The sequence below is a fragment of the Leisingera daeponensis genome (assembly GCF_019801465.1).
Classification (GTDB): Bacteria; Pseudomonadota; Alphaproteobacteria; order Rhodobacterales; family Rhodobacteraceae; genus Leisingera; species Leisingera daeponensis_A.
The window spans coordinates 439,326-463,180 of sequence record NZ_JAHVJA010000003.1; the positions used below are offsets into that span (position 1 = coordinate 439,326).

Annotated in this window: 26 protein-coding genes; 14 read left to right on the forward strand and 12 right to left on the reverse strand. The window is 63.9% G+C overall.

The features are described 5' to 3' along the window. Nucleotides 1-31: 31 nt before the first annotated feature. The 9 genes from lpdA to mdh all read right to left on the reverse strand — a co-directional run bounded on the left by lpdA (nucleotide 32) and on the right by mdh (nucleotide 11,167). A complete protein-coding gene (gene lpdA, locus KUV26_RS10540) occupies nucleotides 32-1,423 on the reverse strand; it encodes a dihydrolipoyl dehydrogenase (RefSeq protein ID WP_222508299.1) in 1,392 nt (463 codons plus the stop codon). A gap of 92 nt (nucleotides 1,424-1,515) precedes the next feature. Next, complete coding sequence (locus KUV26_RS10545; RefSeq protein WP_222508300.1) at nucleotides 1,516-1,926, reverse strand: MAPEG family protein; 411 nt, start codon at nucleotides 1,924-1,926, stop codon at nucleotides 1,516-1,518. Next, the gene (locus KUV26_RS10550) at nucleotides 1,923-2,192 is read right to left on the reverse strand and encodes a hypothetical protein (RefSeq protein WP_222508301.1); all 270 of its coding nucleotides are present in this window, start codon (nucleotides 2,190-2,192) and stop codon (nucleotides 1,923-1,925) included. The genes KUV26_RS10545 and KUV26_RS10550 overlap by 4 nt, the downstream gene beginning before the upstream one ends. Before the next feature lie 70 nt (nucleotides 2,193-2,262). Next, nucleotides 2,263-3,771, reverse strand: coding sequence for a 2-oxoglutarate dehydrogenase complex dihydrolipoyllysine-residue succinyltransferase (odhB, locus tag KUV26_RS10555; RefSeq protein ID WP_222508302.1), 1,509 nt, complete (start codon nucleotides 3,769-3,771; stop codon nucleotides 2,263-2,265). 12 nt (nucleotides 3,772-3,783) lie between these two features. Further along, entirely contained in the window at nucleotides 3,784-6,735 is a 2,952-nt protein-coding gene (locus KUV26_RS10560; protein WP_222503488.1) for a 2-oxoglutarate dehydrogenase E1 component, read from the reverse strand. A gap of 238 nt (nucleotides 6,736-6,973) precedes the next feature. Continuing rightward, the gene (sucD, locus tag KUV26_RS10565) at nucleotides 6,974-7,858 is read right to left on the reverse strand and encodes a succinate--CoA ligase subunit alpha (RefSeq protein ID WP_222503489.1); all 885 of its coding nucleotides are present in this window, start codon (nucleotides 7,856-7,858) and stop codon (nucleotides 6,974-6,976) included. 13 nt (nucleotides 7,859-7,871) lie between these two features. Continuing rightward, nucleotides 7,872-8,699, reverse strand: a complete 828-nt coding sequence (locus tag KUV26_RS10570) for a glycosyltransferase family 25 protein (protein WP_222508303.1) — start codon at nucleotides 8,697-8,699, stop codon at nucleotides 7,872-7,874. 12 nt (nucleotides 8,700-8,711) lie between these two features. Beyond that, complete coding sequence (gene sucC / locus KUV26_RS10575; protein ID WP_222503491.1) at nucleotides 8,712-9,905, reverse strand: ADP-forming succinate--CoA ligase subunit beta; 1,194 nt, start codon at nucleotides 9,903-9,905, stop codon at nucleotides 8,712-8,714. Nucleotides 9,906-10,204: 299 nt separating this feature from the next. Continuing rightward, entirely contained in the window at nucleotides 10,205-11,167 is a 963-nt protein-coding gene (gene mdh, locus KUV26_RS10580; protein ID WP_222508304.1) for a malate dehydrogenase, read from the reverse strand. A gap of 160 nt (nucleotides 11,168-11,327) precedes the next feature. On the opposite strand from mdh, the gene KUV26_RS10585 reads away from it, so the two are divergent. Continuing rightward, nucleotides 11,328-12,083, forward strand: a complete 756-nt coding sequence (locus tag KUV26_RS10585; RefSeq protein WP_222508305.1) for a sulfite exporter TauE/SafE family protein — start codon at nucleotides 11,328-11,330, stop codon at nucleotides 12,081-12,083. Nucleotides 12,084-12,147: 64 nt separating this feature from the next. On the opposite strand, the gene KUV26_RS10590 is transcribed toward KUV26_RS10585, so the two are convergent. Next, nucleotides 12,148-12,462 carry a hypothetical protein gene (locus KUV26_RS10590; RefSeq protein WP_222508306.1) on the reverse strand — a complete coding sequence of 105 codons (315 nt, stop codon included), beginning with the start codon at nucleotides 12,460-12,462 and terminating at the stop codon, nucleotides 12,148-12,150. Nucleotides 12,463-12,811: 349 nt separating this feature from the next. On the opposite strand from KUV26_RS10590, the gene KUV26_RS10595 reads away from it, so the two are divergent. The 13 genes from KUV26_RS10595 to KUV26_RS10655 all read left to right on the forward strand — a co-directional run bounded on the left by KUV26_RS10595 (nucleotide 12,812) and on the right by KUV26_RS10655 (nucleotide 22,568). Further along, nucleotides 12,812-13,666 (forward strand): HpcH/HpaI aldolase/citrate lyase family protein, encoded by an 855-nt coding sequence (locus KUV26_RS10595; RefSeq protein WP_222508307.1) that lies wholly within the window; start codon nucleotides 12,812-12,814, stop codon nucleotides 13,664-13,666. A gap of 34 nt (nucleotides 13,667-13,700) precedes the next feature. Continuing rightward, nucleotides 13,701-14,249 carry an NnrU family protein gene (locus tag KUV26_RS10600; RefSeq protein ID WP_222503496.1) on the forward strand — a complete coding sequence of 183 codons (549 nt, stop codon included), beginning with the start codon at nucleotides 13,701-13,703 and terminating at the stop codon, nucleotides 14,247-14,249. A 22-nt stretch (nucleotides 14,250-14,271) separates the two neighbouring features. Continuing rightward, nucleotides 14,272-14,475, forward strand: coding sequence for a DUF1737 domain-containing protein (locus KUV26_RS10605; protein ID WP_027244590.1), 204 nt, complete (start codon nucleotides 14,272-14,274; stop codon nucleotides 14,473-14,475). After that, nucleotides 14,475-15,506, forward strand: coding sequence for a MaoC family dehydratase (locus KUV26_RS10610; RefSeq protein WP_222508308.1), 1,032 nt, complete (start codon nucleotides 14,475-14,477; stop codon nucleotides 15,504-15,506). The genes KUV26_RS10605 and KUV26_RS10610 overlap by 1 nt, the downstream gene beginning before the upstream one ends. A gap of 121 nt (nucleotides 15,507-15,627) precedes the next feature. Beyond that, a complete protein-coding gene (locus tag KUV26_RS10615; RefSeq protein WP_222508309.1) occupies nucleotides 15,628-16,329 on the forward strand; it encodes a DUF1194 domain-containing protein in 702 nt (233 codons plus the stop codon). A 193-nt stretch (nucleotides 16,330-16,522) separates the two neighbouring features. Then, on the forward strand, nucleotides 16,523-16,912 hold the full coding sequence (gene sdhC / locus KUV26_RS10620) for a succinate dehydrogenase, cytochrome b556 subunit (protein WP_222508310.1): 390 nt from the start codon (nucleotides 16,523-16,525) through the stop codon (nucleotides 16,910-16,912). Between the two features lie 11 nt (nucleotides 16,913-16,923). Continuing rightward, nucleotides 16,924-17,295: a succinate dehydrogenase, hydrophobic membrane anchor protein gene (gene sdhD, locus KUV26_RS10625; RefSeq protein WP_222508311.1), complete on the forward strand. Its 372-nt coding sequence runs from the start codon at nucleotides 16,924-16,926 to the stop codon at nucleotides 17,293-17,295. Between the two features lie 24 nt (nucleotides 17,296-17,319). Continuing rightward, on the forward strand, nucleotides 17,320-19,128 hold the full coding sequence (sdhA, locus tag KUV26_RS10630; protein WP_222503501.1) for a succinate dehydrogenase flavoprotein subunit: 1,809 nt from the start codon (nucleotides 17,320-17,322) through the stop codon (nucleotides 19,126-19,128). An 11-nt stretch (nucleotides 19,129-19,139) separates the two neighbouring features. Beyond that, the gene (locus tag KUV26_RS10635; RefSeq protein WP_222503502.1) at nucleotides 19,140-19,919 is read left to right on the forward strand and encodes a succinate dehydrogenase iron-sulfur subunit; all 780 of its coding nucleotides are present in this window, start codon (nucleotides 19,140-19,142) and stop codon (nucleotides 19,917-19,919) included. 112 nt (nucleotides 19,920-20,031) lie between these two features. Beyond that, on the forward strand, nucleotides 20,032-20,301 hold the full coding sequence (locus KUV26_RS10640) for a hypothetical protein (protein ID WP_222508312.1): 270 nt from the start codon (nucleotides 20,032-20,034) through the stop codon (nucleotides 20,299-20,301). Between the two features lie 45 nt (nucleotides 20,302-20,346). Then, nucleotides 20,347-21,057: a ZIP family metal transporter gene (locus KUV26_RS10645; RefSeq protein WP_222508313.1), complete on the forward strand. Its 711-nt coding sequence runs from the start codon at nucleotides 20,347-20,349 to the stop codon at nucleotides 21,055-21,057. Nucleotides 21,058-21,184: 127 nt separating this feature from the next. Continuing rightward, nucleotides 21,185-21,346, forward strand: coding sequence for a hypothetical protein (locus KUV26_RS10650; protein WP_222508314.1), 162 nt, complete (start codon nucleotides 21,185-21,187; stop codon nucleotides 21,344-21,346). Nucleotides 21,347-21,710: 364 nt separating this feature from the next. Beyond that, nucleotides 21,711-22,568, forward strand: coding sequence for an urea carboxylase-associated family protein (locus KUV26_RS10655; RefSeq protein ID WP_222508315.1), 858 nt, complete (start codon nucleotides 21,711-21,713; stop codon nucleotides 22,566-22,568). Between the two features lie 151 nt (nucleotides 22,569-22,719). On the opposite strand, the gene deoD is transcribed toward KUV26_RS10655, so the two are convergent. Further along, complete coding sequence (gene deoD / locus KUV26_RS10660) at nucleotides 22,720-23,424, reverse strand: purine-nucleoside phosphorylase (protein ID WP_222508316.1); 705 nt, start codon at nucleotides 23,422-23,424, stop codon at nucleotides 22,720-22,722. Between the two features lie 21 nt (nucleotides 23,425-23,445). After that, nucleotides 23,446-23,763, reverse strand: a complete 318-nt coding sequence (locus KUV26_RS10665) for an H-NS family nucleoid-associated regulatory protein (RefSeq protein ID WP_222508317.1) — start codon at nucleotides 23,761-23,763, stop codon at nucleotides 23,446-23,448. Nucleotides 23,764-23,855 lie beyond the last annotated feature (92 nt).

Below are 23,855 nucleotides of genomic sequence, written 5' to 3' on the forward strand. Positions count from 1 at the left end.
CCGGCCCCGTTATGGGGCCGGGCTGTTTTGATCAGCTGTGGATCGGGCCGTCGCCGCAGGCCAGGGCGGCCTCGCGCACGGCTTCGGAATAGGTCGGGTGGGCGTGGCAGGTCAGCGCCACGTCCTCGGCCGAGGCACCGAATTCCATCGCAACGCAGAGTTCGTGGATCATGTCGCCTGCCGCCGGGCCGATGATGGCGGCGCCGAGAATGCGGTCGGTCTCGGCGTCGGTGATGATCTTGACGAAGCCGCCCTCGGCCTGGTGCACGGCCTTGGCGCGCGCGTTGCCCATGAACATGAACTTGCCGACCTTGACCTTCTTGCCTTCGGCCTTCAGCGCGTCCTCGGTGGCGCCGACGGTGGCCACTTCCGGGGTGGTGTAGACAACGCCGGGAATGACGCCGTAGTTCACATGGCCGTGCTTGCCCGCGATCACCTCGGCCACCGCCATGCCCTCATCCTCGGCCTTGTGCGCCAGCATCGGGCCTTCGATCACGTCGCCGATGGCATAGACGCCGGGCAGGTTGGTGCGCCAGTGGTCATCGGTGGCGATCTGGCCGCGCTCGGTCATCTTGATCCCCAGCGCATCCAGCCCAAGGCCTTCGCTGTAGGGTTTGCGCCCGGTGGCCACCAGCACCACATCGGCGTCCAGCGTCACCTCGTCGCCGCCCTTCTTGGGCTGGTACTTGACCTTGGCCTTGGTCTTGGAGGTCTCCACCCCCTGCACCGCGGCGCCCAGGATGATGTTGAGGCCCTGTTTCTCCAGGATCCGCTTGAAGCTCCGCTGCACGTCCTTGTCCATGCCGGGGCAGACCGCGTCCATGTATTCGACCACGGTCACCTCGGAGCCGAGGCGGGCATAGACCGAGCCCAGTTCCAGCCCGATGACGCCGGCGCCGATCACCGCCAGTTTCTTGGGGATCTTCGGCAGCTCCAGCGCGCCGGTGGAGGAGACCACGATCTTCTCGTCGATCTCGACGCCCGGAATGGACGACGGCACCGAACCGGAGGCGATCACGATGTTCCTGGCCTCATGGACTTCGTCGCCGACCTGCACCTTGCCGGCCGCGGGGATCGAGGCCCAGCCCTTGATCCAGTCGATCTTGTTCTTCTTCATGAGGAACTCGACGCCGCCGGTGTTCTGGCCGATCACCTCATCCTTGTAGGCCTTCATCTGGTCCCAGTCGACCGAGGGGCTTTTGCCCTTGAGGCCCATATGGGCGAAGTTGTGCTCTGCCTCATGCAGCAGGTGGGTCGAGTGCAGCAGCGCCTTGGACGGGATGCAGCCGACGTTCAGGCAGGTGCCGCCGAGGGTCTCGCGGCCCTCGACGATGGCTGTCTTCAGTCCCAGCTGCGCGCAGCGGATGGCGCAGACATAGCCGCCGGGGCCGGCGCCGATTACGATGACGTCATAGGATGCCATGTGTCATGTGCTCCTTTCGGGTTGAGCGGGGAGGGGGCGCTGCCCCCGGCCCTTGCGGGCCTCCCCCGGAGTGTATGTGCAAAGGTGAAAGGTCAAGTGAGACAGGCGGCCAGCATGGCCGCGGTTGCGAGGTATCCGGCGGCCCAGATCAGGCTGCGCCAGGGCGTCCAGCCGAAGGCATAGGCCGGAACGTAAAGCACGCGCGCGCCAAGGTAGAGCCAGGCGCAGGCGGCGGTGAGGGGTGAGGATTTCTGCGCCAGCGTGACCACCACGCAGGCGATGGTGAACAGGATCAGCCCCTCGAAATGGTTGATCATCGCCCGCCACAGCCGTGCGGTGCGGCGCGAGAGCCGGTCCTGCAGATCGCCGCCCAGCCGGTCGCGGTCGCGGGGCCAGAGGGTCTGTCCCGGCTTCAGTTCCAGATTGGCCGGAACCGCCATGAGGGCGATCTGGAAAACCTGCAGAAGCGCGGCGAAGGTGAGGGCGGTGAGCTCGGGGGTCATTTGCGGAGTGTCCGGGCTTTAACCCAAAAGTAGAACGGGTAAATCCAGCCGAGGGCGGCATAGAGTGCAAACAGTTTGGTCGATGGACGCTGCATTTGATGCCCGGATTGGCCGACGAAAGGCAACAGTGTTGCGGCCGCGCAGATGAACCAGATCCAGAACCAAAAGGATGCCGGGCGCTGTGCCTTCCATGCGGTTACACGGTTTTTGAGCGCGAACAGCCTTGGGTATTCCTTTTCAGGATCCGGTTCAGGTTGATAGCTCATACAGCCCACGCAGTGCTTTGGCGGCGCACCGGGCCGCTTATAGGCCCGATGCAGGTTCACGGTGTTTGGCTTACAGATCCATCAGCAGGCGGCGCGGGTCTTCCAGCGCTTCCTTGACGCGGACCAGGAAGGTCACGGCGCCCTTGCCGTCGACGATGCGGTGGTCATAGCTCAGCGCCAGATACATCATCGGGCGGATTTCCACCTTGCCGTTGATCGCCATCGGGCGGTCCTGGATCTTGTGCATGCCCAGGATGCCGGACTGCGGCGGGTTCAGGATCGGTGAGGACATCAGCGAGCCGTAGACGCCGCCGTTGGAAATGGTGAAGGTGCCGCCCTGCATTTCCGCCATGCTGAGCTTGCCGTCGCGGGCGCGCTGGCCCTTCTCGGCAATCGCCTTCTCGATGGAGGCAAAGGACATTGCGTCCGCATCGCGGATCACCGGCACAACCAGGCCGGTGGGGGTGCCTGCGGCGATGCCCATGTGGACGTAGTTCTTGTAGACGATGTCGGTGCCGTCAATCTCGGCGTTGACTTCCGGCACTTCCTTCAGCGCGTGGCAGCAGGCCTTGGTGAAGAAGGACATGAAGCCCAGTTTCACGCCGTGCTTCTTCAGGAACAGATCCTTGTACTCGTTGCGCAGCGCCATCACCTCGGTCATGTCGACCTCGTTGTAGGTGGTCAGCATGGCGGCGGTGTTCTGGCTGTCCTTCAGGCGCTTGGCGATGGTCTGGCGCAGGCGGGTCATCTTCACCCGCTCCTCGCGGGCGGCGTCGTCCGCAGTCACCGGGCCGCGCACCTGCGCAGGCGCCGGGGCCGCGGCAGGCGCTGCCTTGGCCGCCGCCACGGCAGCGGCCACGTCTTCCTTCATGATGCGGCCGTCGCGGCCGGTGCCGGTGACCTGAGATCCGTCGATGCCGGCCTCTGCCATCGCCTTTTCGGCGGAGGGCGCGTTAGCGACATCCTTGGCCGGGGCGGGGGCGGCCGCTGCCGGGGCTTTTTCGGCTGCCGGGGCGGCCGCGGCGCCGGACGCAGCGCCGGAGATCACACCGAGTTTGGCTGACGCAGCAACGGTTTCACCTTCGCCTGCGGTGATTTCAGCCAGCACGCCGGCCGCGGGAGACGGCACCTCGACGGAAACCTTGTCGGTTTCCAGCTCGCACAGCATTTCGTCCTGCGCGACGCTGTCGCCCACCTTCTTGAACCAGGTGGAGACGGTGGCCTCGGAGACCGACTCGCCCAGGGCAGGCACGATGATGTCGGTGCTGGCAGCCTCTCCCGCCGGTTCGGCGGTTTCCGGCGCGTTAGCCTTGGGCTTCACGGTTTCCGGACCCGCGGCGCTTTCCTCAGCGATATTAGCCAGCAGCGCGTCGACGCCAACGGTGTCACCCTCGGCGGCAACGATATCGGCCAGCTGGCCGGAGGCGGGGGAGGGCACCTCGACCGTAACCTTGTCGGTTTCCAGCTCGCACAGCATTTCATCGGCCGTGACGGCGTCGCCGGGCTTCTTGAACCAGGTGGCCACGGTGGCCTCGGTCACGGATTCGCCCAGGGTGGGCACGCGGACTTCGGTTGTCATGTCTGTTTATCCTCAGATGCTCAGCGCTTCGTTCACGAGGGCTGTTTGTTGGGCTTTGTGTTCGCTGGCCAAGCCGGTTGCGGGCGAGGCCGAAGTGGCGCGGCCCGCATAAACCGGGCGGGTGTGCTTGGCGCCGATCCGGGTCAGCACCCATTCGATGTTGGGCTCGATGAAGGTCCAGGCGCCCTGGTTCTTGGGCTCTTCCTGGCACCAGACCATCTCTGCCTGCTTGAAGCGTTCCAGCTCCTTCACCATCGAGATCGCGGGGAACGGGTAGAACTGCTCAATCCGCATCAGGTAAACGTCATCGATGCCGCGGGCGTCGCGTTCCTCCAGCAGGTCGTAGTAGACCTTGCCCGAGCACATGACGACACGCTTGATCTTGTCGTCCGCCACCAGCTGGGTATCGGAGTTGCCGTGCTGCGCGTCGTCCCACAGCACCCGGTGGAAGCTGGAGCCGGTGGTGAATTCCTCGGCCTTGCTGACCGCCATCTTGTGGCGCAGCAGGGATTTCGGGGTCACCAGGATCAGCGGCTTGCGGAAGGTGCGGTGCAGCTGGCGGCGCAGGATGTGGAAGTAGTTCGCAGGCGTGGTGCAGTTCGCCACGATCCAGTTGTCCTGGCCGCACATCTGCAGGAAGCGCTCCAGCCGGGCGGAAGAGTGCTCCGGCCCCTGGCCTTCGAAGCCGTGCGGCAGCAGGCAGACCAGGCCCGACATCCGCAGCCACTTGGATTCCCCGGAGGAAATGAACTGGTCGAACATGATCTGGGCGCCGTTGGCGAAGTCGCCGAACTGGGCTTCCCACAGGGTCAGCGCGTTCGGTTCGGCCAGCGAGTAGCCGTATTCAAAGCCCAGCACCGCGTATTCCGACAGCGCGGAGTCGATCACCTCGTACTGCGATTGGCCCGCGCGGATGTTGTTGAGCGGATAGTAGCGCTCCTCGGTCTCCTGGTTGACGATGCCGGAATGGCGCTGCGAGAAGGTGCCGCGGGTGGCGTCCTGGCCGGACAGGCGCACCGGATAGCCTTCCAGCATCAGCGAGCCGAAGGCCAATGCCTCGCCGGTGGCCCAGTCAAAACCCTCGCCGGTTTCGAACATCTTGCCGCGGGCCTCGAGGAAGCGGCCGACGGTGCGGTGCAGCGGCAAGCCGTCCGGCACCCGGCTGAGCGCGTTGCCGATTTCGGCCATGGTTTCGGGCTCGATCGCGGTGCGGCCGCGCTGGTAGTCGGCGTCCTTCTTGTCCAGATGCGACCAGCGCCCGTCCAGCCAGTCGGCCTTGTTGGGCTTGTAGTTCTTGCCGGTCTCGAACTCTTCGTTCAGATGCGCCTGGAAGGCAGCCTTCATGTCCTCGATCTCGCCCTCGGGGATCAGCCCGTCCTTGACCAGCCGGTCGGTGTAGAGGGTGAGGGTGGTCTTGTGGCCCTTGATCTTCTTGTACATCAGAGGGTTGGTGAACATCGGCTCGTCGCCTTCGTTGTGACCGAAGCGGCGGTAGCAGAAGATGTCGATGACCACGTCCTTGTGGAACTTCTGGCGGAACTCGGTGGCGACCTTGGCCGCGTGCACCACCGCCTCCGGGTCGTCGCCGTTCACATGGAAGATCGGCGCCTCAACCACCAGCGCGTTGTCGGTGGGGTAGGGGGAGGAGCGCGAGAAATGCGGCGCGGTGGTGAAGCCGATCTGGTTGTTCACCACGATGTGCATGGTGCCGCCGGTGCGGTGGCCGCGCAGGCCGGAGAGCGCAAAGCATTCCGCCACCACGCCCTGGCCTGCAAAGGCCGCGTCGCCGTGCAGCAGGATCGGCAGAACCTGGCTGCGGTCGGTGTCGCCCAGCTGGTCCTGCTTGGCGCGGACCTTGCCCAGAACCACCGGGTTCACCGCCTCCAGGTGGGAGGGGTTGGCAGTCAGCGACAGGTGAACGGTGTTGCCGTCGAACTCGCGGTCGGAAGAGGCGCCGAGGTGGTATTTCACGTCGCCGGAGCCATCGACGTCCTCGGGCTTGAAGCTGCCGCCCTGGAATTCGTTGAAGATCGCCCGGTAGGGCTTCTGCATCACGTTGGCGAGGATGTTGAGGCGGCCGCGGTGCGGCATGCCGATCACGATGTCGCGGACCCCCAGAGCACCGCCGCGCTTGATGATCTGCTCCATTGCCGGAATGAGGCTTTCGCCGCCATCGAGGCCGAACCGCTTGGTGCCGGTGTATTTGACGTGCAGGAACTTCTCGAAGCCCTCTGCCTCGACCATCTTGTTGAGGATCGCCTTGCGGCCCTCGCGGGTGAAGGTGATTTCCTTGTCGTAGCCCTCGATCCGCTCCTTCAGCCAGGCGGATTGCTCGGGATCGGAGATGTGCATGTACTGCAGCGCAAAGGTGCCGCAATAGGTGCGCTTCACGATCTCGACGATCTGGCGCATGGTGGCAACCTGCAGGCCCAGCACGTTGTCGATGAAGATCGGCCGGTCCATGTCGGCGTCGGTGAAGCCATAGGTCTTGGGGTCCAGCTCCGGATGCGGCGTGGCGGCGCGCATGCCCAGCGGGTCCAGATCGGCCGCCAGGTGGCCCCGGATCCGGTAGGCGCGGATCAGCATCAGGGCGCGGATCGAGTCGAGCACCGCCCGCTGCACCTGGTCGTCAGTCAGTTCCACACCCTTGGCGGCGGCCTTGTCGCGGATCTTCTTGCCCGCGCCCTTGGCTTCCGCCGGAGCCGGCCATTCGCCGGTCAGCGCGCCGGTCAGATCGTCATTGGGGGCCGGCGGCCAGTCGCCGCGCGCCCAGGAGGGGCCCTTGGCCTCGGCCTTCACGTCCAGTTCAGCATCGCCCATCTGGCGGAAGAACTCGGCCCAGGCGGCATCCACCGCGTTGGGATCATTGGCGTAGCGGGCATAGAGCTGCTCCAGATACTCCGCATTGTGCCCCTGCATGAAAGAGGAGGCGTGGAAGAGGTCGTTGGGCGATTGGTCGGTCATTTTGGTGCCTCTTGCGGGTTGGGACCGTATACGTTCTGGCCTTAGGCCGCTCCCGTCAGGGTGGTGCTCGGGAGTTTCAAATGAATGAATGAGCCGCAGAACCTTGCGGCCAATCCGGCGGTGCAAACCGAATTGGCGGCAAGGTCCGTCATTGAATGAGCTGCCTTGGCAGGTGGGGATGCCCGGCGGAGGCCGCCGGGCATAGTCCGCTTTGTGGTATGCAAAGCGGAAGGATGCATTACTTGCCGATCGCCTTCAGCACCGCTTCGCCGAGGCCGGCCGGGCTTTCGGCGACCACGATGCCTGCGGATTTCATCGCTTCGATCTTGTCCTCGGCGCCGCCCTTGCCGCCGGCGACAATTGCGCCCGCGTGGCCCATGCGGCGGCCCGGAGGCGCGGTGCGGCCGGCGATGAAGCCTGCAACCGGCTTCTTGCGGCCCTTCTTGGCCTCATCGGCCAGGAACTGGGCGGCCTCTTCCTCGGCGGAGCCGCCGATTTCGCCGATCATGATGATGCTTTCGGTTTCGTCATCGGCCAGGAACCATTCCAGCACGTCGATATGCTCGGTGCCCTTGATCGGGTCGCCGCCGATGCCGACGCAGGTGGACTGGCCCAGACCGACGTCGGTGGTCTGCTTCACCGCCTCATAGGTCAGGGTGCCGGAACGGGACACCACGCCGACGGTGCCGCGCTTGTGGATGTGGCCGGGCATGATGCCGATCTTGCAGGCATCAGGGGTGATCACGCCGGGGCAGTTCGGGCCGATCAGCACCGACTTGGAGTTCTCCAGCGCCCGCTTCACCTTCATCATGTCGAGCACCGGGATGCCCTCGGTGATCGCCACGATCACTTCCATCTCGGCGTCGATCGCCTCGAGGATGGAGTCGGCGGCAAACGGCGGCGGCACGTAGATCACCGAGGCATTGGCTTCGGTCACGTGCTTGGCTTCATGCACGGAGTTGAAGACCGGCAGGTTCAGGTGGGTCTGGCCGCCTTTGCCGGGGGTCACGCCGCCGACCATTTTGGTGCCGTAGGCGATGGCCTGCTCGGAGTGGAAAGTGCCCTGCGAGCCGGTAAAGCCCTGACAGATGACCTTGGTGTTTTCGTCGATGAGGACTGCCATGTTCTTGGTTCCTTCAAGCGGTATGAGTGTGTTGGGTCTGCGGGGTGGCCAGGGAACGGCCGTCGAAGCGGATTTTTTCGAGGGTGGCCCGCCCCAGGACCACACTGGGAAGTATTCGGAAGCCGCCGCGGAACTCGTAAATCCCGCGCCGGAGTTTCTGGCGGATCAGCGGCCAGCCCCTGGGCCGGTAGCGCGGCGGGCCGACGCCTGCCTCGCCTGGCGCCTCGTTGCCCTGTTCGGCAAGCGCGGGCTGGACCTGATAGACCTTGATGGCCCGCGCCGGACGCGAGGCATCAAAGTTGAACAGCAGGTTGTCCAGCGTGATGTCGAACGGGCGGCTGTCCAGCAGATGCTGAGCTGCCGCGCGCGAAATCACATAGGCTGCGCCGCCCGCGTGGCGGGACAGCATATGCCGCACCTCGCGGCCCAGATGGGTGAAGCCGCCCTTGCCAAGCGCCACCTGCAGCTTGTTGGCGCGCCAGCGCTCGAACTTGACGATGCCGGCATCTGCAGGCCACCAGGACAGATCGTTCAGCCAGGCGCCGGTGTCAGGCGACAGGAAGACGTCATCCTCCAGGATCAGCGCCACATCGGCGTCCGAGGCCAGGAAGGCTTCCCAGGCCTTGGCGTGGCTCAGGGTGCAGGCCATGTCCTTGGTCTGGAAATAGCCCCAGTTGCCCTCGGAACTGCATTGCTGCAGCATCTCCTCGCGGCTGACCCGGGTGCTGTCCACCGCATCGATGCGCACAGCCGTGAGCCCGGCCTGATCCAGCTCCCGCTGCATCAGCTCCGCACGGCCCGTGGCCTGCCGCAGGCCTATGAGATAGACAGCCGCCTTCACCGGATCAGGCCCTTAGCCCTTCACCGCCTTCACGATTTTCTCGGCGCCGTCCTTGAGGTCGTCGGCGGCGATCACGTCGAGGCCGGAGGTGTTGATGATCTCCTTGCCCTTGTCGACGTTGGTGCCCTCGAGGCGAACCACCAGCGGCACCTTCAGGCCGACTTCCTTCACCGCGGCAACCACGCCCTCGGCGATCACGTCGCAGCGCATGATGCCGCCGAAGATGTTGACGAGGATGCCTTTGACGTTTTCGTCGGAGGTGATGATCTTGAACGCCTCGGTCACCTTCTCCTTGGTGGCGCCGCCGCCCACGTCGAGGAAGTTGGCAGGCTCGGCACCGTAGAGCTTGATGATGTCCATGGTCGCCATCGCCAGGCCCGCGCCGTTCACCATGCAGCCGATCTCGCCGTCCAGCGCGATGTAGTTCAGGTCGTACTTGGAGGCTTCCAGCTCTTTCGGGTCTTCCTCGGTGGTGTCGCGCAGTTCGGCCACGTCGGCGTGGCGGTAGACCGCGTTGCCGTCAAAGCCGACCTTGGCGTCCAGCACCTTGAGGTTGCCGTCATCGCCGACGATCAGCGGGTTGATCTCCAGCATCTCCATGTCCTTCTCGACGAAAGCCTTGTAGAGCTGGCCCATCAGCTTGACGCACTGCTTGATCTGCTGGCCTTCGAGGCCCAGCGAGAAGGCGATGCGGCGGCCGTGGTAGGGCTGGTAGCCGGTAGCCGGGTCGACGGAGAAGGACAAAATCTTCTCGGGGGTGGCGGCTGCCACTTCCTCGATGTCCATGCCGCCCTCGGTGGAGCAGACGAAGGAAATGCGCGAGGTCTGGCGGTCGACCAGCAGCGCCAGGTACAGTTCGGTTTTGATGCCGGAGCCGGCCTCGATGTAGATGCGGTTCACCTGCTTGCCGGCCGGGCCGGTCTGATGTGTCACCAGGGTGCGGCCCAGCATCTTCTTGGCTTCTTCGGCAGCTTCCTCCACCGACTTGGTCAGGCGCACGCCGCCTTTCTCGCCGGCATCGGCTTCCTTGAAGGAGCCCTTGCCGCGGCCGCCTGCGTGGATCTGGGCCTTGACCACCCACAGCGGGCCGTCGAGTTCACCGGCGGCGGTCTTGGCTTCTTCGGCCCGCAGCACCACGCGTCCGTCGGACACCGGCGCACCGTAGCTGCGAAGGAGGGCTTTGGCCTGATATTCGTGGATGTTCATCTGAAACTGTCCCGTCTGGCTGCAATTGTCTGCTGTTAATAGGCCGTGTTAAAGCCAAGTGTTAAAGGCTTTTTTGACAGGTGGCGGGGAAATGCCGAAGATTTTCGGTTTTTGTGATCACGGGTTTTGGGGGTGTGATCACAAAATAGCGGCACCTTGATGCGGGTGATTCGAGATCAGGCCAAGAGCTGCCCCCGCCGCATCATGGAGCAAAAGCGGCAGCGCCGGAGCGGCGCCGCCGCGGCATGAGAAAAGGCCCGCCGGAAGCGGGCCTTTCAGGTTTGCGGATGCTGAGCGCCTTAGGCCAGCGAGGCGTCGATACCCTTGCAGGCCTCGACCAGGCCTTTCACGGCGTTGACCGAGTTGTCGAACATGGTCTGCTCTTCCTCGGTCAGCTGGATGTCGACGATCTTTTCGATGCCGCCGGCGCCGATCACGGTGGGGACGCCCACATACATGTCCTTGACGCCGATCTCGCCAGTGCAATAGGCGGCGCAGGGCAGCACGCGCTTCTGGTCTTTCAGATAGGCTTCGGCCATTTCGATGGCCGAGGTGGCCGGGGCGTAGAAGGCGGAGCCGGTTTTCAGCAGGCCGACGATTTCTGCGCCGCCGTCACGGGTGCGCTGCACGATGGCGTCCAGGCGCTCCTGGGTGGTCCAGCCCATCTTGACCAGATCGGGCAGCGGGATGCCTGCAACGGTGGAGTAGCGCACCGACGGCACCATGGTGTCGCCGTGGCCGCCCAGGACGAAGGCGGTGACATCCTTCATCGAGACGTTGAATTCCTCAGCCAGGAAGTGGCGGAAGCGGGCGCTGTCCAGTACGCCGGCCATGCCGCAGACCTTGTTCGCGGGCAGGCCCGAGAACTGCTGCAGCGCCCAGACCATCGCGTCCAGCGGGTTGGTGATGCAGATCACGAAGGCGTCGGGCGCGTGGTCGCGGATGCCTTCGCCGACGGATTTCATCACTTTGAGGTTGATGCCCAGCAGGTCGTCGCGGCTCATGCCCGGCTTGCGCGGCACGCCTGCGGTCACGATGCAGACATCGGCGCCGGCGATGTCCTCATAGGACTGGGTGCCCTTCAGTGAGGCGTCGAAGCCCTCGGAGGGACCGGATTCTGCGATGTCCAGCGCCTTGCCTTCGGGGATGCCTTCGGCGATGTCGAAGAGAACGACGTCGCCCAGTTCCTTCAGGGCTGCGAGATGTGCGAGGGTGCCGCCGATCTGACCTGCGCCGATGAGGGCGATTTTGGGTCGTGCCATTGGAAAATGTCTCCGGTCCGGTTGAAATTTCCCCTGATGCCTAAGGCGTAATACGGACCCGTGCAAGGGCTCTGCGCTGCGGCATTCAGCTCTGTATGCTTGTGTATACCGGGCCGGTACCGCTAAACCGTATGGAATCTAGGGATTTCAGGGGCGGGCCATGGCGGCGTTTGATGCGATGTTTTTCGTTTTTGCCATCCCGGCGGTCGTTTTTGCGGGCGTGTCCAAGGGCGGTTTCGGTTCCGGCGCGGCCTTTGCCTCGGCCTCGATTCTGGCGCTGGTGCTGGAGCCGGGCGCAGCACTGGCGATAATGCTGCCCTTGCTGATGCTGATCGATGCGGCCACGCTCAAACCCTATTGGGGACGGTGGAACCTGCGGGCGTCGCTGCTGCTGATCGGCAGCGGGCTGCCAGGTGTTGCGCTGGGAGCGTGGTTGTATGCAGCGGTGGATGCCGATGTTATGCGGGTGCTGATCGGCATGGTTTCCGTTGGCTTTGTGCTGTGGCAGCTGCGGGCGCGGCTGGGGCTGCGGCTGGCCGCGGAGGCGCCGCTGTCCACCGGGGCAGGGGCGCTGGCCGGGCTGGCGGTGGGGTTCACCAGTTTTGTCAGCCACGCCGGCGGGCCGCCAGCGGCGGTTTATCTCCTCCGCCTCAAGTTGCGGAAGACCGAATATCAGGCCAGCACTGTGCTGATCTTCTGGGCCATCAACATTGCCAAGGCGGTGCCTTATGCCGGGCTGGGGATGTTCACCCGCGAAACCCTGCTGCTGGATCTGACGCTGGCGCCCTTTGCGCTGCTGGGCGCCTGGCTAGGGGTGAAGCTGCACCATTCTATCCCGGAACGCCGGTTCTTCGCGCTTACTTATGTGCTGCTGCTGGCAACCGGTGCCAAGCTGATTTGGGACGGGCTGGTGTAAGTGCTGCGCAGGGCGCAGCCTGCTGGAGTTGCCCGGCCGGAGCAGATGGCTGCCGCAAGGCTGCTCAGGCGTCGGTGTCGGTGTTCGGCAGCGCTTCTGCAAGCACTTCGTAAGACTGGCCCGAAGCCACCAGGCAGGTCATCCCGTTGGGGGTGGTGACGGTGATGGTCCAGCTGCCGGTGTCGGCAGAGGCGAAGGTTTCCATCACCATGCCCTGCTGCCCCATGCCGATGCTTTGCCGGCTTTCGCCGAACTTTTCGGCAAGGCGCTTCACCACCGCATCGCGCGGCGCGCAGTTGCGGCCTTGGGCGGCAGCGGGTGCGGCGGCCACGGCGATCGCGGCCAGGGCCAGCGGCAGTGCGAAGAGCGAGTTTTTCATCTCGTTTTACCCTTTCCGGAACGGCCGGACAGGGCAGGGTGCCGGTTGGCAGCCCCCGGTGTCCCTGAGCGGGCCGGTGTGTGACGCGATACGTATTGCAGGCCCCATGCCTGCGGGCAACAGGTGCGGCCTGATCTGGCGGCGGGAGCCTGTGCCTTGGTATTCTCTAGTATGCCGCGCAGGTCCTGATAACCGGTTAATCAGGCGTGCGATGTAATTTCACAATAATTATCAAATGCTTGCTGCAAATGCGCAAAGGGTTACGCTGCGCTGCGGCGGAATTGTACTTGAAAGTATACAAACGATTCTATACCGCTTTACGCAACAAAATAACTTTTGGAGAGGCTCTATGGATCCGCGTGCGCGCCCTTACCGTTCGGTTTTGTATATCCCCGGCTCCAACGCGCGTGCGCTGGAGAAGGCAAAAACCCTGCCGGTGGACGCGGTGATCTTTGACCTCGAAGACGCGGTCTCGGCCGATGAAAAAACCAATGCCCGCGAGACCTTGGCCCAGGCGCTGAAGGCGGGTGGCTATGGCGCGCGGATGAAGATCGTGCGGATCAACGGGCTGGACACCCCCTGGGGCCGCGGCGATGCGACAGCGGTGGCGCGGATGGGCTGCGACGCGATTCTGCTGCCCAAGGTGAACGCGCCGGAAGATCTGGATGCGCTGGCGGAGATCACCGGCGACATTCCGCTGTGGGCGATGATGGAAACCCCGCGCGGCATGCTGAACGCTGCCGCCATTGCTGCGCATCCCAAGCTGCATGGTATGGTGATGGGCACCAATGATTTGGCCAAGGAATTGCAGACCCGCTACCGCCCCGACCGGATGCCGATGATGGCGGGACTGGGCCTGTGCCTGCTGGCGGCCAAGGCTGAGGGGCTGGTGATTGTCGATGGCGTCTATAACGCCTTCAAGGACGTAGAAGGCCTGGCCGCGGAATGTGCGCAGGGCCGCGACATGGGCTTTGACGGCAAGACCCTGATCCACCCGGCGCAGGTGGAAGTGGCCAATGCCGCCTTTGCCCCGACCGAGCGCGAGATTGACACCTCCCGCCGCCAGATTGCCGCTTTTGAAGAAGCCCAGGCCGCAGGGCAGGGTGTTGCCGTGGTCGATGGCAGGATAGTTGAAAATCTGCATGTTGTTACAGCGCGCGAGATCCTGGCAAAAGCGGATGCAATCGCCGCGCTTTCCGCATAGGTGTTAAGCAGCTTAACATCTAAGAGGGGCTGAAATGGCACTGTTGATCCTGGGACTTCTGCTGTGGTGGGGCGGCCACCTGTTCAAACGGCTGGCACCGGATATGCGCGCCTCGATGGGCAGTGGCGGGCGCGGCGCGGTGGCGCTGGTGCTGGCCGCGGGCGTGGTGCTGATGGTGATCGGATACCGTTCCGCCGATGTCTATGATCTGGCAGCGCCGCCGGAATTCCTGCGTCACGTCAATAACCTGATGGTGCTGATCGCCATCTGGATGATGAGCCCGGCGCCCAGGAAAGGCGCGCTGCTGAACCGGATGCGCCACCCGATGCTGGCAGGCTTCAAGCTGTGGGCTGCGGCACACCTGCTGGTGAACTGGGACGCGGCGTCGTTTGTGCTGTTCGGCGGGCTGCTGGCCTGGGCGGTGGCCGAGGTCATCGTGATCAACCGCTCCGAACCGGAGTGGCAGCCCGGCCCCAAGGGCACCATCGCCAAGGATGCGGTGTTCTTTGCCGCTTCGATTGTTCTTATGGGGGTGATCGGCTACGTCCACGGGATGATCGGGCCGTCGCCCTTTCCGGGATAGGCCCTGAGCAGGATAGGAAGCCATGAAACTCTACCGATTTTTGTCCGAGGACGACACCTCCGCCTTCTGCCACAAGGTGACCGATGCGCTGAACAAGGGCTGGGAGCTGCATGGCAGCCCGACCCAGGCCTTTGATCCCGTCAAGGGGATCATGCGCTGCGGCCAGGCGGTGGTGAAGGACGTGGACGGAACCTACACCCCTGAGACCAAACTGGGAGAACACTGATGGCCAAGACCAATCCGGGCCGGTTTTTCGAAGATTACACCGTCGGCGAGGTGATCCGCCACGCGGTGCCCCGCACAGTGTCGGGCGGCGAACGGGCGCTGTATCACGCGCTCTACCCGGCGCGCCATGCGCTCTATTCCTCGGATGAATTTGCCCGGGCCTCTGGTCTGCCTTCGGCGCCGCTGGATGATCTGGCGGCCTTCCATGTGGTGTTCGGCAAGACGGTGCCGGACATTTCCCTGAATGCGCTGGCGAACCTCGGCTATGCCGAGGGGCGCTGGCTGCTGCCGGTCTATCCCGGCGACACGCTGCGCTCGGAATCCGAGGTGATCGGGCTCAAGCAGAACTCCAACGGCAAGTCCGGCGTGGTCTATGTCCGCACCCGCGGGCTCAATCAGCGCGATGAATGCGTGATGGAATACGTGCGCTGGGTGATGGTGCGCAAACGCGACCTCGATGCCCCGGCGCCGGAGACGGTGATCCCGGAGCTGAACAAGGTGATCCCGGTGGAGCAGCTGGTGATCCCGGCGGGGCTGGATTTCAGCAACTACGATTTCACTCTGGCCGGCGAGCCGCACCGCTGGGGCGACTATGAGGTCGGCGAGACGATCGACCATGTGGATGGCGTCACCATCGAGGAAGCCGAACACATGATGGCGACCCGCCTGTGGCAGAACACTGCCAAGGTGCATTTCGACAATACCGCCCGCCCGGATGGTACAAGGCTGATCTATGGCGGCCATGTGATCTCGATGGCGCGCACGCTTAGCTTCAACGGGCTTGCCAACGCGCAGATGATCGTCGGCCTGAACGGCGGAGCGCATGCCAACCCCTGCCTGTCGGGACTGACGGTCCGGGCCTGGTCCGAGGTGCTGGACAAAGCCGACACCGCGGCACCCGGCGTCGGTGCGATCCGGCTGCGGCTGGTGGCGACCAAGGGCGGCGCGCCATTTGAGCTGAAGGGCGAGGACGGCAAGTACCTGCCCGATGTGCTGCTCGACCTGGATTACTGGGCGCTGATGCCGAAGTGACCTGAAGGGGCCTTCCCCTCGCAAGCTGTGCCTGCTCAGCCCTGGAATATTTTGAACCGGATCGGCCGGGGCTGGCAGAATTGTGATGACCCGCCGCGCGATTGCCGCTTAAGCTGGCGGCATGCGGGTTTTGCAGCTTCTGGTATTCTCCATGCTCTCCCTCTGGCCGCTGCGAACGGCGGCCTGCGATCTGGCATTGGTGCTGGCGGTGGATGTTTCCGGTTCTGTCGATGCCGATGAATACCGCATTCAGATGGACGGGCTGGCGGCAGGGCTGCGCGACGGGGTGGTGTCCGAGGCGCTGGTCAAGGCCCGTGCCCGGGTGCTGCTGCTGCAATGGTCCGGCCAGTCGCGCCAGGAGGTGACGCTGCCCTGGGTGGAGGTGCGGACTTTCGCTGATGTCGAGGCGCTGGCACAGCGGATCGAGCAGGCGCCGCGGCCCTGGCGCAACTATTCCACGGCAGTAGGGGAGGCGCTGTTTCTGGCACTGGAGCAGTTTCCGGCAGTCGCGCACTGCAAGCGCCGGGTGATAGATGTCTCCGGCGACGGGTTTTCAAACGAGGGGGTCGAGCCGCGGGCGGCGCATGCCGCGCTGGCGGCGGCGGATGTGACGGTGAATGCCATTGCCATAGAGCAGAGCGAGCCGGACCTGACCGCCTATTTCTTCGAAAATGTGATCCGCGGCGAAGGGGCCTTTGTGGTCTCTGCCGCGAGCTTTGCCGACTACCCGTCGAGCATCCGCAAGAAGCTGGTGCGGGAGGTGGCAAGGCAGACTGCGGGGCTGCCGGCGGGTGCGGTCAGGGCGGTTGCATCTTTGCAGTGATTTGCAGAATGGCCCCTGATTCTGCAAAAAATTTCCAATCGGCAGATTTGTGATCACTAATTATTTGCTGTGATCACAAGTCGTGGCGTTTTAGCGCCAACAGGCCAGAAACCTGCCGTTTTTAACCGTTCCTTCGGGTGACACGCCGTAAAAATCGGCTAAAACGTCGTCAGCCAACCGGAAAGGAGCCAACATGGCCGATGTCAATCGGGGCAACCGCCCGCTTTCGCCATTCATGATCGGGCCATACTACCGGCCGCAGATGACGTCTATCTCATCCATCATGGTCCGCATTACGGGCATTGCAGTGCTGATCCTGGCCCTGCTCGTGGTCTGGTGGCTGCTTGCGGCGGCAACGTCCCAATCAGCCTTTGCCTTTATCGACGGGCTGCTGCGCAGCTGGCTGGGCGATCTGGTTCTGCTGGGGGCGTCCTGGGCGCTTTGGTACCACATGCTGGGCCGTTTGCGCCATGTCGTTTGGGACTTCGGATACTGCCTGGATGTCCCGACTTCCGAAAAGCTGGGGCTGGGCATGTTTGTCGGCGCGACGGTCCTGACCGTTCTCACCGTGCTCGTGGTGTAAGGAGAGATCTCATGCAATTTCTGACCGACCGTAAACGGGCGCAGGGGCTGGGGGCCGGCCGTTCCGGCACGCATCACCACTGGCAGATGCTTGTCAGTTCTATCCTGCTGGTTCCGCTGGTTCCGCTGTTCATCTTCACCTTCGGCTACGGGCTGGGCGGCACCTATGAAGAAGTGCTGGCCTATTTCAGCCGCCCGTTCCCGGCCATTGTCATGGGGCTGAGCCTGATCGTGATCACACTGCATGTCATGCGCGAGGCGCACGAGGCGATCGAGGACTACATGCACGGTGCTACTGAAAAGCTCGCGCTCGTCTCGGTGTCGGGGCTTGCCTACACGCTGATCGCGGCGGGCCTTTTCGCCCTCGTCAAGCTCGCTCTTTGAAATACGCGGTAAGGAACAGATAAGATGACAACAGCGTATGAATATGAAACCCACGAATACGACGTCGTGGTTGTGGGTGCTGGCGGGGCTGGCCTCCGTGCCACTCTGGGCATGGCCGAGCAGGGCCTGCGCACCGCTTGCGTGACCAAGGTGTTCCCGACCCGCTCCCACACCGTGGCGGCGCAGGGCGGTATTGCCGCGTCGCTGGGCAACATGGGTCCGGACAGCTGGCAGTGGCACATGTATGACACCGTTAAAGGCTCCGACTGGCTGGGCGACACCGACGCGATGGAATACCTCGCGCGCGAGGCGCCCAAGGCAGTATACGAACTGGAGCACTACGGGGTGCCGTTCAGCCGCACCGAGGAAGGCAAGATCTACCAGCGCCCGTTCGGCGGCCACACCACCGAATTCGGGGAAGGCCCGGCGGTGCAGCGCACCTGTGCAGCGGCTGACCGCACCGGCCACGCGATTCTGCACACGCTTTATGGCCAGAGCCTCAAGAACAATGCGGAATTCTACATCGAGTATTTCGCCATCGACCTGATCATGTCCGAGGATGGGCAGTGCCAGGGTGTGGTGTGCTGGAAGCTGGACGACGGCACCATGCATGTCTTCAACGCCAAGATGGTGGTGCTGGCGACAGGCGGCTACGGCCGCGCGTACTTCTCCGCCACCTCGGCGCATACCTGCACCGGCGACGGCGGCGGTATGGTGGCCCGCGCAGGCCTGGCGCTGCAGGACATGGAGTTCGTGCAGTTCCACCCGACCGGCATCTACGGCTCCGGCTGCCTGATCACCGAGGGCGCGCGGGGCGAGGGCGGCTACCTGACCAACTCCGAGGGCGAACGCTTCATGGAGCGCTATGCGCCCCAGTACAAGGACCTGGCGCCGCGCGACTATGTCAGCCGCTCCATGACCATGGAAATCCGCGAAGGCCGCGGTGTGGGCGCCGAGGGCGACCATATCCACCTGAACCTGAGCCACCTGCCGGCCGAGGCGCTGGCGGAGCGGCTGCCGGGCATTTCCGAGAGCGCCAAAATCTTTGCCGGCGTGGACGTCACCAAGGAGCCGATCCCGGTCCTGCCCACCGTGCATTACAACATGGGCGGCATCCCGACCAACTACTGGGGCGAGGTGCTGAACCCGACAGCCGAGGATCCGACCGCCGTTGTGCCGGGCCTGATGGCCGTAGGCGAGGCCGGCTGCGCCTCGGTGCATGGCGCCAACCGCCTTGGTTCCAACTCGCTCATCGACCTTGTGGTCTTCGGCCGTGCCTCTGCCATCCGCGCGGGTAAGGTTGTGGATGCGGATGCGCCGAACCCGGTGCTGAACCAGGCCTCTGTCGACAAGGCGTTTGACCGTTTCGACACCCTGCGCAACGCCAAGGGCGGCATCCCGACCGCGGATCTGCGGCTGGAGATGCAGAAGTGCATGCAGGCCGACGCGGCGGTGTTCCGCACCTCCAAGACCATGGCGGAAGGCGTCGAAAAGATGACCGCGATTGCGGCCAAGCTCGATGACCTGAAGGTGACCGATCGCTCGCTGGTCTGGAACTCCGACCTGATGGAAACGCTGGAACTGACCAACCTGATGCCGAACGCGCTGGCGACCATTGTCGGTGCCGAGGCCCGCAAGGAAAGCCGCGGCGCGCATGCGCATGAGGACTTCACCGCCCGCGACGACGAGAACTGGCGCGTCCACACCGTCTCCCGCGTGGAAGGCAACAAGGTGGAGCTCAGCTACCGGCCGGTGATCGTTGATCCGCTGACCACCGAGGATGAAGGCGGCATTAGCCTCAAGAAAATCGCGCCCAAGGCGCGGACGTTCTAAGGAGACAGATCATGGTTCAATTCAGCCTCCCCAAGAACTCCAAGATCACCACCGGCAAGACCTGGCCCAAGCCGGACGGCGCCGCCAATGTGCGCAAGTTCAAGATCTACCGCTGGAACCCGGATGACGGCCAGAACCCGCGGGTCGATACCTATTTCGTCGATATGGACAGCTGCGGTCCGATGGTCCTGGACGCGCTGATCAAGATCAAGAACGAGATCGACCCGACGCTGACCTTCCGCCGCTCCTGCCGGGAGGGGATCTGCGGGTCCTGTGCGATGAACATCGACGGCATCAACACCCTGGCCTGTATCTACGGCATGGATGAGATCAAGGGCGATGTGGCGATCTACCCGCTGCCGCATATGCCGGTGGTCAAGGATCTGATCCCGGACCTCACGCACTTCTATGCCCAGCATGCCTCGATCATGCCGTGGCTGGAAACCAAGACCAACCGCCCGGCCAAGGAGTGGAAGCAGTCGATCGAGGATCGCAAGAAGCTGGACGGGCTGTATGAATGCGTGATGTGCGCCAGCTGCTCGACGTCCTGCCCGAGCTACTGGTGGAACGGCGACCGCTACCTGGGCCCGGCAGCGCTGCTGCATGCCTACCGCTGGATCATCGACAGCCGCGATGAGGCCACGGGCGAGCGTCTGGACCAGCTGGAGGATCCGTTCAAGCTCTACCGCTGCCACACCATCATGAACTGCGCCAAGACCTGTCCCAAGGGCCTGAATCCGGCCAAGGCGATTGCGCACATCAAGAAGATGATGGTCGAGCGCACAGTCTGACCCCGGCCGGGCCTGGTCCGCAAGGATCCGCCGCCCGCGGTGATCAAAATTGCACTGCCCCCGGTTTCCTGCGAAACCGGGGGCATATTGCTGGCGGGAAGGGAAAGCGGGCATGAAACTCCTGAGTATGGCCCTGGGCGCGGCAGCCGTTCTGGCAGGCTGCATGACAGCAGCCGACCACGACCGGATCGGCGCTCAGATTGCGGCCACGGATGCGCGGATCCCGGGCTGCATCGCGGAGGCGGGCATCACCGGGCAGTACCGGGTTGTGACAGAGTTCCTGGGGCACGGGGCAGGGGCCACGGTGCTGCGCAATGTGCAGCAGGGGCCGAACGTGACCGCCGTCCAGGCAGCCCAGGCCACCACGTGCATCAACGTGTGATACAAACCGGTTGAGCTGCCGTTCCGGTGAATCTAATCTGCCGGAATGCAACCACATGTCTTTGCCGTTCTTCTTGCCGGTTTTGCCGGGCTGGCGATGCCTCTGGGCGGGCTGCTGGCCTGGTGCGAGCAGATCCGCAACCCGGTGCTGCGCGACCGCGTGCTGCACACCATTGCAGCGTTTGGCGGCGGCGCACTGGCCTCGGCGGTGGCGCTGGTGCTGGTGCCGGAGGCTGCTGCGGCGCTGCCTGCGGGCTGGGCGGTGGGCCTGTTTGCCGCGGGCGGCGGGGTGTTCTACCTGATCGACGCCCTGCTGGAGCGGCGCGGCGGCAGCGGAGCCCTGCTGCTGGCGATGCTGCTGGACTACCTGCCGGAGGCGATGGCCCTGGGCGCGATGCTGGTGGCCGATGCCGCCACGGCCAAGCTGCTGGCGTTGATGATCTTCCTGCAGAACCTGCCCGAAGGCTTTGCCGCCTTCCGCGAGGTTTGGAGCGGCAGCAGCCCGGCTTGGCATGTGCTGCTCGCCTTCCTCGGACTGGCGGCGCTGGGGCCGGCCTGTGCCCTGGCGGGGGTGCTGTGGCTGGCCGATGCCCATGCCGCGCTTGGCGCCATCATGATGTTTGCGGCCGGCGGTATTCTGTACCTGCTGTTTCAGGATATCGCGCCCAAGGCGCACAGCAGCGGCAGCAGCGCGCCGGCGCTGGGGGCGGTTGCCGGATTTGCCTTGGGGCTGGCGGGACACTTGCTGTTGGGCTGAGCAGGGCCGGGCTGCGGCTTGCGGCAGATGCATGGCCAAGCTGCAAAAACTTCCGGTGCGCACAGGAACGGCAGCGGTTATGGTCCGGGGCGAGGGAGGATGGTGCCCAAAAGCAGGAGACCGCCCGATGAAACTTGTTGAAACCCCGCAAGACAAGGCTGACCGGCAGGCCCGCGCCGCGCGTGAAGCGCTGGAACAGGCCTATGCCTACTATACCCCTGAAACGCCGGCAACGGCAGCGCGGGAGCCGCATCAGGACCAGCTGTTCGGCTACTATCAGGCAGCCTGAGGCCGCCGTTGCCTCTCTGCGTCCGGCATTTGCATTTGAAGCGCGCGAAATGCAGGAATAGACAGGCTGCATGATACTTGTTGCCGTCCTTGCCATTGGCGTTTTCTGCTACTTTCTGTGGCGACACCGCGCACTGGACCTGACCCGCAACTGCCGCTGGCGGCAGGTCAGGTCAGAGAGGCTCTGGCGCTGCAGCTATTGCGGTGCGGAGGCCGCGGGAGAGCAAACACCGCGCAGTTGCCGCAACCCGCAGCGCAGCCCTCGCTGACAGGGCCGGAGCGAGCGGCGGGCGCTGCCATCAGGACTTGCGCCTTGCCGGTGAAGCGGTCTTGATTGGAGCAAACGAACAGGAAGGTATGCCCCAATGTCCAGCACTCCCGCTGCCCCCGCTGACGCCGCGGATCGCCGCGCCGTCAAACCGGTGATCTGCTACCCGAACGACACCCTGCCTGCACCGGACCTGGCGCTGTACAGCCAAGCGAGGGAAGGCGCGGCGAAAACCGGCGAGGTGCTGGTGACGCCTCGCGATGCCGCCTGTTTCGAAGTGCCTGCCGGGCATTTCTTCCGCATCACCTCGGTCGAGGGGCCGCAGGTGGGCGATCTGAACCTGTGGAACAAGAACGACCTGAGCGAGCGGTTCTATTCCGGCAAGACCCGCGCCCTGCATGGCACCCATATCACCACCGGAGAAAGGATGTGGACCAGTTTCCCGCATCTGCGCCCGATGGCAACCATCGTGGCGGACACGCTTGGCTGGTACGGCATCGACGAATTCGGCGGTTCAGTGCATGACGTGATCGGCACCCGTTGCGACCCCTACACCGGCAATCTTCTGGCGGGCAGCCAATACCACCATTGCTGCCATTCCAATCTGACGAGGGCGCTGGCGGATCATCTGGGCATTTCCCCGGCAGAAGCGGAACCGCATGTTCATGATGTCCTGAATGTGTTCATGTGCACAGGCTTCACCCGCGACACGGGCCAGTATTTCATGAAAGCAAGCCCGGTGCGCCCCGGCGATTACCTGGAGTTTTTTGCCGAGATCGATTTGCTGGGCAGCCTCAGCGCCTGTCCGGGCGGCGATTGCTCCGCAGAGCATTCCAGCGATACCGCCGCCTGCTATCCGCTGCTGGTTGAGGTGTTTGCCCCGGGTGAAGGCGCGCTCGGCGATTGGCGGAGCCCGCCGCGCAATGGCTATGACCGCAGCCATGGCCGAAGCTGAAACAGAAAAATGCGTATTAGTCCGGAGGCGGGCCAGTAATTTTCTGCCGCAGAAAACAGGTAGAAATTTCAGCGGTTCACGCAAGATCAAAAAAAAGGCAGCGAAAATATCCGCTGCCTTAACAAAATGCCGGAAATAAAATTACGTTGCGTCAGCTGAAGGCGGCCTCCAGCGCAATTTCGACCATATCGCCGAAACTGCGTTCCCGCTGATCGGACGGCAGCGCTTCGCCGGTGCCCAGATGATCGGACACGGTCAGCACCGCCAGCGCACGGCAGCCATGCCGGGCAGCCAGCGTGTAGAGTTCTGCTGCTTCCATCTCGACGCCCAGGATGCCGTGGCGCACCATCTGCTCATTGAGGTCAGGGCGTTCGTCATAGAACACGTCCGACGAGTAGATGCCGCCGATATGGGTGGCAATATCGCGTTTACCAGCCGCCTGAGCCGCCGCCTGCAGCAAGCCCCAGTCGGCGCAGGGGGCAAAGTTCAGTTCGCGGAAAAAGCCGCTGGAAGGGCTGTTCACGGTGCTGGCGGTCATCGCCAGGATCACGTCGCGGACCTTGACCTTGTCCTGCATGCCGCCGCAGGAGCCGATGCGGATCAGGGTTTTCGCCCCGTAGTCGCGGATCAGCTCATTGGCGTAGATCGACAGCGAGGGCATGCCCATGCCGCTGCCCTGCATGGTGACCCGGTGCCCGTTCCAAGTGCCGGTGTAGCCCAGCATCCCGCGCACCTCGTTGACCAGACGGGCATCCTGAAGGAAGGTTTCCGCCGCCCATTTCGCTCGGTAGGGGTCGCCGGGCATCAGCACCGTTTCGGCAATGTCGCCGGGTGCGGCGCCAATATGAATGGTCATCGCTTTGCTCCGCCTTAGGCCTCAGATTTCCAGATCGGAAATATCCATGCCCGCGGTCAGCGCGGCATGCACCCAATGCGGTTTGCGGCCGCGGCCGGTCCAGGTTTCCTCTGGGTTGTTCGGGTTGCGGTATTTCGGTGCTGCTTTGGTTTTCTTTGCGCCCTGGCGCGAGGCGCTGGCGATTTCATCCAGAGAAAAACCGTATTTGGCCGCAGCTTCTTCTGCGGCTTTCAGAGCTTCCTGGCGTTCACGCAGTTCCGCTTCCTGCAGCGCTTTTTCAACGTCGATTTGCAGCTGAAGAAGCTCTTTTCTGCTCATTGCTGAAAGGTCTATGGTCATTCTGAACTCCACATAAAAAATGACATCCCGGAATGCCGGGTATGTCATTCTTTATGACGCAAATGCCAGACGCGTTTCAGCATCTTTTTTAG